General features: G+C 60.0%; 11 protein-coding genes. 6 read left to right on the top strand and 5 right to left on the bottom strand.

All coding sequences use genetic code 11. The annotated features are described in order from the left end of the window. Positions 1 to 5 precede the first annotated feature (5 nt). Together FBY01_RS01940 and mfd are read right to left on the bottom strand one after the other, a co-directional pair. Positions 6 to 572: a CsiV family protein gene (locus tag FBY01_RS01940; protein WP_145305951.1), complete on the bottom strand. Its 567-nt coding sequence runs from the start codon at positions 570 to 572 to the stop codon at positions 6 to 8. Between the two features lie 10 nt (positions 573 to 582). Next, positions 583 to 4,032, bottom strand: a complete 3,450-nt coding sequence (gene mfd, locus FBY01_RS01935) for a transcription-repair coupling factor (protein WP_145305953.1) — start codon at positions 4,030 to 4,032, stop codon at positions 583 to 585. Positions 4,033 to 4,395: 363 nt separating this feature from the next. On the opposite strand from mfd, the gene FBY01_RS01930 reads away from it, so the two are divergent. Next, positions 4,396 to 5,859, top strand: coding sequence for a glyceraldehyde-3-phosphate dehydrogenase (locus tag FBY01_RS01930; protein ID WP_042932690.1), 1,464 nt, complete (start codon positions 4,396 to 4,398; stop codon positions 5,857 to 5,859). 166 nt (positions 5,860 to 6,025) lie between these two features. Here the strand turns inward: FBY01_RS01930 and FBY01_RS01925 are convergent, their stop codons facing one another. Next, complete coding sequence (locus tag FBY01_RS01925) at positions 6,026 to 7,324, bottom strand: MFS transporter (protein WP_145305955.1); 1,299 nt, start codon at positions 7,322 to 7,324, stop codon at positions 6,026 to 6,028. Positions 7,325 to 7,526: 202 nt separating this feature from the next. Here FBY01_RS01925 and FBY01_RS01920 point away from each other — a divergent pair, with 202 nt between their 5' ends. Further along, on the top strand, positions 7,527 to 8,513 hold the full coding sequence (locus FBY01_RS01920) for an FAD:protein FMN transferase (RefSeq protein ID WP_145305957.1): 987 nt from the start codon (positions 7,527 to 7,529) through the stop codon (positions 8,511 to 8,513). Positions 8,514 to 8,720: 207 nt separating this feature from the next. Beyond that, on the top strand, positions 8,721 to 10,115 hold the full coding sequence (gene sthA / locus FBY01_RS01915) for a Si-specific NAD(P)(+) transhydrogenase (RefSeq protein ID WP_010456323.1): 1,395 nt from the start codon (positions 8,721 to 8,723) through the stop codon (positions 10,113 to 10,115). Between the two features lie 42 nt (positions 10,116 to 10,157). Here sthA and FBY01_RS01910 read toward each other — a convergent pair whose 3' ends face one another. Together FBY01_RS01910 and FBY01_RS01905 are read right to left on the bottom strand one after the other, a co-directional pair. Continuing rightward, the gene (locus tag FBY01_RS01910; protein WP_010456321.1) at positions 10,158 to 10,880 is read right to left on the bottom strand and encodes a glycerophosphodiester phosphodiesterase family protein; all 723 of its coding nucleotides are present in this window, start codon (positions 10,878 to 10,880) and stop codon (positions 10,158 to 10,160) included. A gap of 14 nt (positions 10,881 to 10,894) precedes the next feature. Continuing rightward, entirely contained in the window at positions 10,895 to 11,473 is a 579-nt protein-coding gene (locus FBY01_RS01905) for a PilZ domain-containing protein (RefSeq protein WP_010456319.1), read from the bottom strand. A 94-nt stretch (positions 11,474 to 11,567) separates the two neighbouring features. On the opposite strand from FBY01_RS01905, the gene FBY01_RS01900 reads away from it, so the two are divergent. From FBY01_RS01900 to FBY01_RS01890, 3 genes are all read left to right on the top strand, one after another. Beyond that, positions 11,568 to 12,818 carry a lipoprotein-releasing ABC transporter permease subunit gene (locus tag FBY01_RS01900; protein WP_010456317.1) on the top strand — a complete coding sequence of 417 codons (1,251 nt, stop codon included), beginning with the start codon at positions 11,568 to 11,570 and terminating at the stop codon, positions 12,816 to 12,818. A 7-nt stretch (positions 12,819 to 12,825) separates the two neighbouring features. Next, the gene (lolD, locus tag FBY01_RS01895; RefSeq protein ID WP_167360488.1) at positions 12,826 to 13,509 is read left to right on the top strand and encodes a lipoprotein-releasing ABC transporter ATP-binding protein LolD; all 684 of its coding nucleotides are present in this window, start codon (positions 12,826 to 12,828) and stop codon (positions 13,507 to 13,509) included. Positions 13,510 to 13,574: 65 nt separating this feature from the next. After that, positions 13,575 to 14,819, top strand: coding sequence for a lipoprotein-releasing ABC transporter permease subunit (locus FBY01_RS01890; RefSeq protein WP_145305959.1), 1,245 nt, complete (start codon positions 13,575 to 13,577; stop codon positions 14,817 to 14,819). The last annotated feature ends 61 nt before the right edge of the window (positions 14,820 to 14,880 follow it).

Here is a 14,880-nt window from a genome sequence, read left to right as displayed (position 1 = left end):
CTCAATCAGTCCGGAATTTCATCGGGGACTGGCCGAGGCGCAGGGGCGGTGAGCGAGGTGATCTTGATCAGCAGGCCGAGGTGGCCGTTGTCGAGGAAGTTCAGCTGGCCGTTTTTGGTGTGGCTTTCCTGCTTCAGGCGTTCGCTGGCGGTGACCAAACCATTGGCGTCGATCTGGTTGACCCAGAAATCCGCGTCGACGTCGGTAAAACGTCCCAGTTTCAAGCTCAACGTGCCCTCTATCGGGAACTGGCCGAACTGTTCCTTGCCCTCACTGATGGCGATCTTGCGGGCATCTTCGCCCAGATTCTGTTGCCAGGCCTTGTGCAGTAACACCGTGAAATCGCTGCTGGCGCTGAGTTTTTGCACTTCATTATTCAGGCTCGGCGTGCGCAGGTTGTCCTTGCTGATATTTTTTGCACCGGCAGCCCAGTCTTCCGGTGCGGCTTTGCTGACAATGGCTGGCACGGCGTTTTGCCGCACCAGAATCATTTCAACCTGGTACAGGTCATCGGCAAACGCCGTAGGAGCGACCAGGGTGGTCAGCAAGGTCAGTAAACAAAACAGGCGCATGCGGCGTCCTTCAAGCAGTTTTCGGAATGAGGCACTCAAGCAGCGCCTCTACAGTATTAAAGCGCTCTTCCGGGCGCTCCATCGGGACCATGAATTTAAACATCGTGGCACCTTCGAATTTGTAGCGTTTGGGCTGGCCCTGGATCAGTTTGATCAGGGTCAGCGGGTCGACCGGCGTCTGCGCGGCGAACTCGATCCGGCCGCCCTGCGGGCCGCCGTCGATTTTCTTGATGCCCAGCAGTTCGGCCTGCAACTTCAACGCCGTGATGCGCATCAGGTTCTTCGTCGGTTCCGGCAGCAGGCCGAAACGGTCGATCATCTCCACTTGCAGGTCTTTGAGGCCTTCCTCATCGGTGGCCGAGGCAATGCGTTTGTAGAGAATCAGTCGGGCATGCACGTCCGGCAAGTAGGCTTCGGGAATCAACGCCGGGACGCGCAGATTGACTTCCGGACCACCGCCCAGCGGTTGATCAAGGTTCGGTTGTTCGCCCTTGCGGATCGACTTCACCGCGCGTTCGAGCATTTCCATGTACAGGGTGAAACCGACCGCTTGGATCTGACCGCTCTGACCGTCGCCCAGCAGTTCGCCGGCGCCACGGATCTCCAGGTCGTTGGTGGCGAGCACGAAGCCTGCGCCGAGGTCCTGGGTGTTGGCGATCGCTTCCAGACGTTTTTCGGCGTCGGGAGTGATCTGCTGGCGTGGCGGGGTCAGCAAATAAGCGTAAGCCTGGTGGTGACTGCGACCGACGCGACCGCGCAATTGGTGCAGCTGCGCCAGGCCAAATTTGTCGGCACGCTCGATGATGATGGTGTTGGCGCTCGGCACGTCGATGCCGGTCTCGATGATGGTCGAGGCAATCAGCACGTTGAAGCGCTTGTGGTAAAAGTCGCTCATCACCTGTTCGAGATCGCGTTCGCGCATCTGCCCGTGGCCGATGCCGATCCGCGCTTCCGGCACCAGTTCGGCGAGGTCGGCGGCGCACTTCTCGATGGTCTTCACATCGTTGTGCAGGTAATAGACCTGACCGCCGCGCAGCAACTCACGCAGCAGGGCCTCTTTGACCGTGCTCTTGTTCTGCTCCATGACGAAGGTCCGCACCGACAGGCGACGGGCTGGCGGCGTGGCAATGATCGACAGGTCGCGCATGCCCGACACCGCCATGTTCAGCGTGCGCGGAATCGGCGTGGCGGTCAGGGTAAGAATGTCGACTTCACTGCGCAGGGCCTTGAGCTGTTCTTTTTGACGGACACCAAAACGATGCTCTTCGTCGATGATGACCAACCCGAGGTTTTTGATTTTCACGTCGTCCTGCAGCAACTTGTGCGTGCCGATGACGATGTCGATCTTGCCTTCGGCGAGGTCCGCCACTGCAGCGTTGACTTCCTTGGTCGACTTGAAGCGGCTCATCACTTCCACGCTCACCGGCCAGTCGGCGAAGCGGTCGCGGAAGCTGTTGTAATGCTGCTGGGCGAGCAGGGTAGTCGGCACCAGGATCGCCACCTGGCGACCGCCATGCACCGCAATGAACGCCGCGCGCATCGCCACTTCGGTCTTGCCGAAGCCCACGTCGCCGCAGACCAGGCGGTCCATCGGCTTCGGTGCCAGCATGTCGGCGCGGACGGCGTCGATGGTGGTTTGCTGATCCGGGGTTTCTTCGAACGGGAAACCGGCACTGAAGGTTGCGTAGTCGGCTTTCGGGTCTTCGAAGGCATAACCTTCGCGAGCGGCGCGACGGGCATAGATGTCGAGCAGCTCGGCCGCGACGTCGCGCACTTGCTCGGCGGCTTTGCGTTTGGCTTTCTGCCAGGTTTCCGAGCCGAGGCGGTGCAGCGGGGCCAGGGCATCGTCGCTACCGGTGTAGCGAGCAATCAGGTGCAGGTTGGCCACTGGCACGTAGAGCTTGGCGCCCTCTGCGTATTGCAGGGTCAAGAACTCGGCAGCCTGATCGTCGATTTCCAGGGTCGCCAGACCCAGGTAGCGACCGACGCCGTGATCGATATGCACCACCGGCGCGCCTTCGCGCAACTCGGTAAGGTTCTTGATGACTGCATCGTTGTTGGCATCGGCGCGTTTTTCGCGGCGACGACGTTGCATCACCCGCTGACCGAACAACGGGCTTTCGGCCACCAGCGCCAGGGCCGGGTCGTCGAGTACCAGGCCTTCGTCGAGCGGCGCGATGGTGATCGCCAATCGCTCCTTGCTTGCGACAAAGTCCGGCCAGCTGTCGACGGTTTTCGGTCGCAGCTTCAGGCGTTCGAGCAATTCCAGCAGCACTTCACGACGACCCGCGGACTCGGCGGTAAACAGCACGCGCCCGGGGAACTCGTCGAGGAAACCGGCCAGCGCCGCCAACGGCTGGGTGGCCTTGGCTTCGATGGCCAGGTTCGGCAGTTCGCGCGCCGGGAAGCGCTCGCGACCGACGCCGGTTTCCACGTCCTGTTGACTGGCCACTACCCGCGGCCAGTTCTTCAGGCGCGCAAAGCAGTCTTCCACCGGCAGGAACAGTTCGGCCGGAGGTAATAAAGGACGGGACGGATCGACGCGGCGTTCTTCGTAGCGATTGCGCACGTCGTTCCAGAAGTTTTCCGCTGCCTGCTCGATGCCCGGCAGAGAAAACACTTGTGTGTCCTGGGGCAGGTAATCGAACAGCGTCGAGGTTTCGTCGAAGAACAGCGGCAGGTAGTACTCGATACCGGCCGGTGTAATCCCGCTGCTCAGGTCTTGAAAGATCGGGCAGCGACGGAAGTCGACATCGAAACGCTCGCGAAAGCGTGCCTTGAAGCGGGTGACCGCATCTTTCTGCAGCGGGAATTCCCGCGCGGGCAGCAGGCGAACGGTGTCGACTTTATCGATGGAGCGCTGGTTTTCCGGGTCGAAGGTACGCAGCGTTTCGATTTCGTCGTCGAACAAGTCGATACGGAAGGGCAGTTTGCTGCCCATCGGGAACAGGTCGATCAGCGAGCCGCGCACCGTGAACTCGCCGTGCTCGTACACCGTGTCGACGTAGCGATAGCCACTGGCTTCAAGTCGGGTGCGCATTTGCTCGACGTCGAGCTTCTGGCCAACGTCCAGCACCAGGCTGCTGCCTAGCAGGAATTTGGTCGGCGCGAGGCGGTGCAGCGCGGTGGTGATCGGCACGACCAATACGCCATGGCTCAGCTCCGGCAACCTATATAAGGCCGCGATGCGCTGGGAAATGATGTCCTGGTGGGGTGAAAACAGATCGTAAGGCAGGGTTTCCCAGTCCGGGAAATGCAGCACAGGCAAATCCGGGGCGAAGAAACTCAGCTCCTGTTCCAGCCGTTCGGCACTTTGGCTGTCGGCGGTCAGCAGCAGGGTAAAGCGCTTGGCAGCGCTGGCAGCCTCGGCGATGGCCAGGCTAAGGGCGGCACCGGGCAGATTGCCCCAGTGCTGTTTACCTGCCGCGGCAGGGAGAAGCGGTAGACGCAGAACGGGCACGGAAGGTTGAGCTCCAAGCGTTGCGACAAAGTCGGTAATTGTAGCGGCCCCGGGTGCCGCCTGTCAGTTGCAGACTGTGTCTATTACGCAGGTTTGGCGAAATGTAGTGGTAAAGACAAAATTCGCCGGTTTTTTACCAGAAATTGATGATTATGTAGTGGCAAAACGACCGGGTGTTACGGAGGGTTACGGATAAGACAGCGGTATCTCCAAAAAATTGACTGCGCTGAAAGCCCCGGTTTTACTGGGCTGCGTCGCTGCGTGATTTTTTTGAACTCGATTTTGTTACGGATCGCACGACAGGCGCGCATTGCTACGGGAGGCACTCGGCGGCATAATGTAGCCCCTTTTTTCTGCCCCTACATGTGGAAGGTTCCCGTGACTCAGAAGCCCGACCAGTGTCTTGGTGAATGGATCGACCGTGAAGCACTCGCAGAAGCGATGATTCCGCTTATCGGTCAGCTCTACCGCAATAACAACGTGGTGAGCTCGATCTATGGCCGCAGCCTGATCAATCGTTCAGTCATTGCGATTCTCAAAGCTCACCGCTTTGCTCGTCATCGTCAGTCCGATGACAGCGAATTGTCCGTCCACGAAACATTCCCGCTGCTCAAGGCGATGAGCGAGCTCAAGCTCGGCGCCGCTTCGGTTGACCTGGGCAAGCTTGCGGTCAAGTTCAAAGCCGAAGGCAATGGCCGCACTGCCGAGCAGTTCGTCCGCGAAGAACTGGCTGATGTCGTTGGTCAGCAGAACGTTTCCGCTCGCAAAGGCACCGACGTTGTCCTGTACGGCTTCGGTCGTATCGGCCGTCTGCTGGCGCGCATCCTGATCGAGAAAACCGGTGGTGGCGACGGCCTGCGTCTGCGCGCCATCGTTGTCCGCAAGGGCGCCGAGAACGATCTGGTCAAGCGTGCAAGCCTGCTGCGTCGTGACTCGGTTCATGGTCCGTTCGATGGCACCATCACTATTGATGAAGCCAACAACACCATCACCGCCAACGGCAACCTGATCCAGGTGATCTACGCGAAAAATCCGACTGAAGTGGATTACACCCAGTACGGCATCAAAGACGCCCTGCTGGTGGACAACACCGGTGTTTGGCGTGACGCCGAGGGCCTGGGTCAACACCTGGCTTGCCCAGGTATCGACCGCGTTGTTCTGACCGCGCCGGGTAAAGGCAAGCTGAAGAACATCGTTCACGGCATCAACCACGGTGATATCACTGCTGACGACAAGATCGTTTCCGCCGCTTCCTGCACCACCAACGCCATCGTGCCGGTGCTCAAAGCTGTGAACGACAAGTTCGGCATCGTAAATGGTCACGTTGAAACCGTTCACTCGTACACCAACGACCAGAACCTGATCGACAACTTCCACAAAGGCGATCGCCGTGGCCGTAGTGCCGCGCTGAACATGGTGATCACCGAGACCGGTGCTGCCACTGCTGCTGCCAAGGCACTGCCTGAGCTGGCCGGCAAGCTGACCGGTAACGCGATCCGCGTTCCGACGCCAAACGTGTCGATGGCCATTCTCAACCTGAACCTTGAGAAAGCCACCACTCGTGAAGAGATCAACGAGTACCTGCGCCAGATGGCCATGCACTCCGATCTGCATAAGCAAATTGACTACGTCAATTCGCAGGAAGTGGTGTCCACTGACTTCGTTGGCTCGCGCCACGCAGGCGTTGTGGATGCTGAAGCGACCATCACCCAAGACAACCGCGTTGTTCTGTACGTCTGGTACGACAACGAGTTCGGTTACAGCTGCCAGGTGGTTCGCGTGATGGAAGACATGGCCGGTGTAAACCCGCCAGCATTCCCGCGCTAAGCCTTAGCTGCACATGAAAACGCCCCGACTTTGGTCGGGGCGTTTTTGTTTGTGCAATTTGTCAGTTTCCAGAGGTGTGGTTTGTGCCGGCCTTTACGCGGGCATGCGCCCGCTCAAAACTGGCAAATGACCTGTAGGAGCGAGGCTTGCCCGCGAAAGCGATTTGTCAGGCGCCGCCGACCACCGCGGCTTGCGCAGTCCGCAGTTCATGCCGATTGCCTTTGAACAACACCAGCGTCGCAATCAACCCCAGCACCGCCGCGCCAGTGAGCCAGATCCCCGGCGCTGCCTTGTTGTCCAGCACATGGATCAAGTACGTACACGCCGCGGGTGTAAACCCGCCGAACGTTGCAGTCGCCAGGCTGTAGGCCAGGGAGAAGCCGGTGGTACGAACTTCCACCGGCATGATCTCGGTCAGCGCCACTACCATGGCGCCGTTGTACGAGCCGTACAGGAACGACAGCCACAACTCGACGATCAGCAAATGGCTGAAGCTCGGGTTCGCCACCAGCCATGACAGGGCAGGGTAGGCCGTAAGGATCGCCAGAATGGTCGCCGCCAGGAGTAGGGGTTTGCGCCCGATCTTGTCGGACACGGCACCCATGACAGGCAGCCAGAAAAAATTCGACAGACCGATACAGACCGTCACCAGCAACGTATCCAGATCCGACAGATGCAATTCGGCTTTGCCGAAGGTCGGGGTGTAGGCGGTGATCAGGTAGAACGACACGGTGGTCATCACCACCAATGCCATGCCGGCGATGACGATGCCAAAGTTCTGACTGATCGAGCGGACGACGTCCCGCAGGGTAGGGCGGTGTTTGCGCGCCTGGAATTCCGGGGTTTCTTCAAGCGAACGACGAATCACGAAAATCACCGGCACAATCATGCAGCCGATCAGGAATGGAACACGCCAGCCCCAGTCACCCATTTCTTCGGGGCTGAGCCAATGGTTCAAACCGACTCCCAGCAGACCGGCGAACACCACCGCGGCTTGCTGACTGGCGGATTGCCAACTGACAAAGAAGCCCTTGCGACCCGGCGTGGAAATCTCTGCCAGGTACACCGACACGCCGCCCAGTTCCACGCCGGCCGAGAAGCCTTGCAGCAGGCGGCCGAACAGCACGAGCAGCGGCGCGGCCACGCCAAGGGTGGCGTAACCCGGCACGCAGGCAATCAGCACCGTGCCGGCAGCCATCATTGCGAGGGTGATGATCAGGCCTTTGCGGCGGCCATGACGGTCGATGTAGGCGCCGAGGAAAATCGCGCCCAGCGGGCGCATCAGGAATCCAGCACCGAAAGTGGCCAGCGACAACATCAGGGAGGCGAAAGCGCTGTCGGCAGGAAAGAACGTTTTCGCGATGGCCGTGGCGTAAAAGCCGTAGACCATAAAGTCGAACATTTCGAGAAAGTTACCGCTGACAACGCGAAAAATCGCCTTGCCTTTGCTCGTGTTGGAGGACATTTGTAGATACTCACTCTGGTACGTCTTGTTTGAACGCGCTGCACTTGCACGAGCCTGTGTGGCGAAGTGAGGCTCCCACAGGTTTTGCGTCTGACAGGCAGATGAGGCAGGTCTGGCTCCCATGCGCTCTGAAGCCCATAATGGCGGGCGCGGTTTTGGGGGGGATGAAGATTTGTTAACTGGACGGTGGACTGGGATTGTGATGCTGGTCGGTGTTTTGTCCGGTTGTGGCAACGGCGACAGTCTGGAACGCTTCGACGGCCCAGCCATGGGCAGTCGTTATTCCATTCAATACGTGAGGCATTCCTACACGCTCGCGCCGAAAGCGGTGCAGGCTGAAGTAGAAAATATCCTCGCTGAAGTGGATCGACAATTCTCGACCTACCGCAGCGATTCGGACGTCGAGCGCTTCAACGATCTCCCTGCCAATCGCTGTCAGAAAATGCCCGCGCCGATCCTCAAACTGATCCGCGTTGCTCAGCTGCTGTCGGAACAAAGCGAAGGCTCCTACGACCTGACTGTGGAACCGCTGCTCAATCTCTGGGGGTTCGGCCCGCAAGCCCGTGAGGAAAAAGTCCCCACCGCCCAGTCGCTCGCCGAAGTAAGGCAGAGGGTTGGCTACCAACACCTGCGCATCGATCGCGATCAGCTGTGCAAGGACGCCGCCGTCGAAGTCGACTTCAACAGCATCGCCGCCGGTTACGCCGTCGATACCATTGCCGAAAAACTCGAAGCGATGGGCATCCGCAGCTACCTGGTCGAGGTCACCGGCGAACTCAAGGCGGCCGGCAAGAAACACGACGGCTCGCCATGGCGCATCGCTCTGGAAGAGCCTCGGGATGATCGGCAAGTGGCCGAACGTGTGATTGTTGTCGACGGCTACGGAGTGTCCACTTCCGGCGACTACCGTAACTATTTCGAGCAGGACGGTCGGCGCTATTCCCACACCTTCGATGCCCGCACCGGTGCGCCGGTCTCACACACCCTGGCGTCGGTCACAGTGATTAATCCTTCAGCGTTAATGGCCGATGGCTTATCGACGCTGTTGCTGATTCTCGGACCGGAGCGCGGTTGGGACTACGCAGAAAAACACGATATCGGCGCATTTTTTGTGATCCGTGCCGATACAGGTTTCGTCACACGAACCAATCAGGCTTTTGAGCGCCTCAGTGGCGGCAAAACTGAATGATTGCGACGGTTCGCGCATCGAAGACTGGCGTTGTAGTGCAGGCAAAACTAGCCTACGACGCGACCAAGGGTTAATGTGCCCGGCGTTGACGCTTCTATAGACTGTGTCCGGGTTCTGCATTGGCCCCAAATTGTTCCTTCACGCCACAGATCGGCGTGATTTAGCCGCAGGTGCCGAGGGCACTGCGGCCTGTTCTGAGGAGTACGCATGGCTGTCTACAACTACGACGTGGTGGTACTGGGTTCCGGCCCGGCGGGAGAAGGCGCGGCAATGAACGCCGCCAAAGCAGGGCGCAAGGTGGCGATGGTCGATAGCCGTCGCCAGGTCGGCGGCAACTGCACCCACCTGGGTACCATCCCGTCCAAGGCACTGCGTCACTCGGTCCGGCAGATCATGCAGTTCAACACCAACCCGATGTTCCGGGCCATTGGTGAGCCGCGCTGGTTCTCGTTTCCGGACGTGCTGAAAAGCGCCGAAAAAGTCATTTCCAAACAAGTCGCCTCGCGCACCGGCTACTACGCCCGTAATCGCGTCGACGTGTTCTTTGGCACCGGCAGCTTCGCCGACGAGCAAACCATCGAAGTGGTCTGCGCCAACGGTGTGGTCGAAAAACTGGTGGCCAAGCACATCATCATCGCCACCGGCTCGCGTCCCTATCGCCCGGCGGACATCGATTTCCATCACCCGCGCATCTACGATAGCGACACCATCCTCAGCCTCGGCCACACCCCGCGCAAACTCATCGTTTACGGCGCTGGCGTGATCGGTTGCGAATACGCGTCGATCTTCAGTGGCCTGGGTGTGCTGGTTGAACTGGTGGACAACCGCGGTCAGTTGCTGAGTTTCCTGGACTCGGAAATTTCCCAGGCCCTGAGCTACCACTTCAGCAACAACAACATCACGGTTCGCCACAACGAAGACTACGACCGCGTCGAAGGCGTGGACAGCGGCGTGATCCTGCACCTCAAGTCCGGCAAGAAGATCAAGGCCGATGCCTTGCTCTGGTGCAACGGTCGTACCGGCAACACCGACCAGCTGGGTCTGGAAAACATCGGTGTGAAGGTCAACAGCCGTGGCCAGATCGAAGTCGACGAAGCCTATCGCACCTGCGTACCGAACATTTACGGTGCCGGTGACGTGATCGGCTGGCCGAGCCTGGCCAGTGCCGCCCACGACCAGGGTCGTTCGGCCGCTGGCAGCATCGTCGATAACAACAGCTGGCGCTTCGTCAACGACGTGCCGACCGGTATCTACACCATTCCGGAGATCAGCTCGATCGGCAAGAACGAGCAGGAGCTGACTCAGGCCAAGGTGCCCTACGAAGTGGGCAAGGCGTTCTTCAAGGGCATGGCGCGTGCACAGATTGCCGGCGAGCCCCAGGGCATGCTGAAAATCCTGTTCCACCGCGAGACCCTGGAAGTGCTGGGCGTTCACTGCTTCGGTTATCAGGCCTCGGAGATCGTTCACATCGGTCAGGCGATCATGAGCCAGCCGGGCGAACTGAACACCCTGAAGTACTTCGTCAACACGACGTTCAACTACCCGACCATGGCCGAAGCCTATCGGGTAGCGGCTTACGATGGCCTCAACCGGCTTTTTTGAGTGGCTCCGGCCGGTGGCCTGAGCCGGCCGGGGAGACCGATTTCAGCAATTCTCGAGGGTGGCGCTGGCCAAACCGGGAAAGTCTGTAATCAGGCTGTCAACGCCGAAGTCGGCGAGTCTGCGCATCAGCGCGGGCTCGTTGACTGTCCATACCGACACATGCAGCCCCTGACGCTGCGCCTTCTGCAGGCGTTCCGGCGTACACAGGGTCCAGTTCAGCGCCAGAATCTCACAGCCGTAACTCTGGGCGACTTTCAACGGGTCGAGCCATGCATATTCAGCCACCAATCCACGAGACACGTCCGGCACCAGGTCCAGCGCGGCTTTCAGCACTTCGCGTGAACTCGATGTGATCGTGACCTTGTCGAGCAGGCCGAAACGCTGAGCCATTTCGCGTATCGCCAGTACGGTCGTCGCGGCACGGGTGCGAGATGCACTTTTGACTTCCAGCTGCCAATGCTCGAAATCGCATTTCTCGAACAACTCTTCCAGCGTGGGGATCGGGCAAGGCTTGATCCAGCCCGGCCCGCCCTTGCGTGCGTCGTAGGTCACCAGCTCGGCCGCCGTGTGCTCGACGACCTTGCCGCGTCGGTCGGTGGTGCGCTTGAGTGTCGGGTCGTGGATGACCATCAACTCGTTGTCCATGGACAGGTGCAGGTCCAGTTCACAGCGGCGCACGCCATGCTTGAGGCATTGCTGGAAACTGGTCAGCGTGTTTTCCGGTGCTTCGCCCTTGGCGCCGCGATGGCCGTAGATGAGGGTCACGGTTCTTCCTTAAATTAAATGCCTGATTCGTTTTCGCGGGCCAGACGTCGTTCCTGGGCCTGCTTCTGCAAAATGTAGCGGGCCAGCAATTGGCGCTGGGCGTCGGTCGGGTATTCGAACTCGGTGCCAACGTCGTAGGCGCCAGCCTTGCGATCGCAATGCGTGACCTTGGCCCGCAGCAACAGGCCGAGGGCTTGCGGCATCAGCACCAGTTTGACCGACAGGTGCGCGCCCACGGCGATGGGCGTCGGGTGCTGGAAGTCGATACCGCCTTCGGAAATGATCACCGGCTGCGGCTCGCCGATCTGCCCGAGTACGGTGATGGCGATCACCTGGCTCAGCAGATCGATGCGTTTGTTCTGGGATTTCAGGAAGGCAGCGAGGTTGCGGTCGCGCTCACTGATCTGGCGCAGCAGGTGTTGCGACTCGAATTCGCTCAGGTGCAGTTCGCTGAGCAAGTTGAACAGTGGGGAAGCATCCTGCAACACTTCCTGGCCTGCGGCTTCGGGAGCGGACAGGGGCCGAATTTCCAGTGCGATCGTGTCCTCGATACGGTAGTATTCGCGGCGATCTTCTTCATCTAATGTCGACATGGCGAACCCATGGTAGCGGCGGTGGTCTGAGTGTAAAGCTGGTTATCGACCCCCGCCACAAGGACGTTCCTTTTCCCTCCGAACAAGCCCCGACATGTTCAGACCTCTCTTCGTATTTATTGGCACGCGTTATACCCGTGCAAAGCGCCGCAATCATTTTGTGTCATTCATTTCCCTGACCTCGATGATCGGACTCGCCCTCGGCGTGGTCGTGATGATCGTCGTGCTTTCGGTCATGAACGGCTTCGATCATGAGATGCGCACCCGCGTGCTGGGCATGGTGCCCCACGCGACCATCGAGTCCGGTGAACCGATCAGCGACTGGCAAAGCCTGGCCGCCAAGGTCAAGCAGAACCCGCAGGTGACGGCCGTTGCGCCGTTCACCCAGATGCAGGGTTTGCTGACCAACAACGGCAAGGTCTCCAAAGTCCTGCTCAATGCCATCGACCCTGCGCTGGAACGCCAGGTCTCGATCATTGATAACTTCATGCAGCAGGGCAAACTCGACGACCTCACGCCGGGCAGCTTCGGCATTGTCATCGGTGACAAGGCGGCCGCCAAGCTTGGCGCCGCGGTTGGCGACAAGCTGACATTCGTGGCACCGGAAGTCACGGTGACCCCGGCCGGGATGTTCCCGCGCATGAAACGCTTTACCGTGGTCGGCATTTTCCATGTCGGCGCCGGTGAGATCGACGGGTACCTGGGTGTCACCAACCTGCAGGATCTGGCGAAAATGCATCGCTGGAAGCCGGATCAGGTCCAGGGCATCCGCCTGAAGTTCGATGACCTGTTCCAGGCCCCGCGCACGGCGTGGAATATCGCCCAGCAACTCGGTGAGGACCATTTCTACGCCCGCGACTGGACCCGTACCCACGGCAATCTGTATCAGGCGATCCGCATGGAAAAAGCCATGATCGGCCTGCTGTTGCTGCTGATCGTCGCCGTCGCGGCCTTCAACATCATTTCCACGCTGGTGATGGTGGTGAACGACAAGAAGGGTGACATCGCGATTCTGCGAACCCTGGGCTCAACGCCGGGGCAGATCATGGCGATCTTCATGGTCCAGGGCACGGTCATTGGCGTGATCGGCACGCTGATCGGCGCCGTGGTCGGGATCTTCGCCGCGTTGAACGTCAGCGCTGCGATCTCGGCCCTCGAAGGGTTGATCGGCCACAAATTCCTGAACGCCGACGTGTATTTCATCGATTACCTGCCGTCGCAAGTGCAGAGCCAGGACGTGTTGATGGTCTGCGCCGCCGCGTTGGTCCTGAGTTTCCTCGCCACCCTGTATCCAGCCTGGCGTGCCGCGCGCACCCAGCCTGCGGAGGCGCTACGTTATGAGTGAGTTGGGTATGAGTGATAAAGCAATCTTGAGCTGCCGCAACCTGGGCAAGTCCTACGAGGAAGGCCCGGAGTCGGTAGAAGTGCTGGCCGGTCTGCAACTGGAGTTGCATCCGGGTGAGCGCGTGGCGATTGTCGGCACCTCGGGTTCGGGCAAAAGTACCTTGCTCAACCTGTTGGGCGGTCTCGACACGCCGACCAAGGGCAGCGTCTGGCTCGATGGCGAAGAGCTGTCGGCCCTGAGCGAGAAGAATCGCGGCCTGCTGCGCAACCGGTCGCTGGGTTTCGTCTACCAGTTCCACCATTTGCTGCCTGAGTTCACCGCGCTGGAAAACGTCTGCATGCCGCTGCTGATCGGCAAGACTGCGATTCCGGAAGCGCGCCAGCGTGCGACTGCGTTGCTGGAGCGGGTAGGGCTTGGCCATCGCCTGGAGCACAAACCGTCTGAACTGTCCGGCGGCGAACGTCAGCGCGTTGCCATCGCCCGCGCCCTGGTGAACAAGCCAGGCCTGGTGATGCTCGACGAGCCGACCGGCAACCTGGACTCCCACACCGCCCAGGGCATTCAGGATTTGATGCTGGAACTCAGCACCTCGATGCGCACGGCGTTCCTGGTGGTGACTCACGACATGAACCTGGCTCGCCAGATGGATCGCGTCCTGCATTTGCAGGAAGGTTGCCTGACGCCCATCTGATTGGCCGAAACCCGGCGTGCTGAACAGTACGTCGGGTCTTTTATTTTTATACGGTGCCCCAGCGAATGTTCAGACCGTTATCGATCTTTATCGGCACGCGCTATACCCGCGCCAAGCGCCGCAATCGCTTTGTTTCCTTCATCTCGATGACCTCGATGATCGGCCTCGCCCTCGGCGTGCTGGCGATGATCGTGGTGCTGTCGGTGATGAACGGCTTCCAGCGCGAAATGAGCTCGCGCATCCTCGGTATGGTGCCGCACGCGACCATCGTCGGCGTGAACCCGATCGACGATTGGCAGCCCGTGGCCGCCGCCGCGATGAAAAACCCGGAAGTCACTGCCGCCGTGCCGTTCACCGAGATGGAAGGCATGCTCTCCTATAAAGGCACGATGCAGCCAATTCAGGTCAGCGGTGTAGATCCCGCGCTGGAAGGCAAGGTGTCGATCGTTGCCCAGCACATCGTTCAGGGCCGTCTCGATGCGTTGAAACCGGGCGAGTTCGGCGTGGTGATCGGCGAAATCACCGCGCGGCGTTTCCGCTTGAATGTCGGCGACAAGATCACCCTGATCGTGCCGGAAGTCAGCAACGCACCGGGCGGCATTACCCCGCGCATGCAGCGGCTGAACGTGGTGGGCGTGTTCAAGGTCGGTGCCGAGCTGGATGGCTCGATGGCGCTGATCCACGTCGCCGATGCCGCGCAGATGCAGCACTGGGAACCGAACCAGGTGCAGAGCGTGCGTTTGGCGGTGAAGGATTTGTACGCGGCGCCGAAGGTCTCCAGCGATATCGCGGGCGGGCTGGGCACCGCTTACAAGGCTGATGACTGGACCCACACCCAGGGCAGTCTGTTCAGTGCGATGAAGATGGAAAAAACCATGATCGGCCTGCTGTTGCTGATGATCGTCGCCGTGGCGGCGTTCAACATCATCGCTACGTTGATCATGGTGGTGAACGACAAGGGCGCGGACATCGCGATCCTGCGCACCATTGGCGCCACACCGCGGCAGATCATGGCGATCTTCATGGTGCAGGGCACGGTGATCGGGGTTGTCGGCACCTTGATCGGTGGCGTTCTGGGCGTGATAGCGGCGCTGAACGTCAGCGAACTGGTGGGGTGGATGGAGCGGGTCAGTGGCCAGCACATCTTCAGTTCTGACGTGTATTTCGTCAGTAACTTGCCGTCGGAGTTGCAGGGTGGGGATGTGTTGTTGATCTGCTCGGCGGGGTTCGTCCTGAGCTTCCTGGCGACGGTCTACCCGGCTTGGCGTGCGGCGAAGATCGAGCCAGCACACGCGTTGCGGTATTCGTAAGTCGTTACACCGCCGTCACGAGCAGGCTCGCGCCCATTGGATCTGATTCAACTCGGTCACG

Source organism: Pseudomonas sp. SJZ077, assembly GCF_007993905.1.
In the GTDB taxonomy this organism is placed as follows: domain Bacteria; phylum Pseudomonadota; class Gammaproteobacteria; order Pseudomonadales; family Pseudomonadaceae; genus Aquipseudomonas; species Aquipseudomonas mandelii.
The sequence above is the reverse complement of the archived record's forward strand: the minus strand, read 5'-3'. Positions and strand labels throughout refer to the sequence as shown.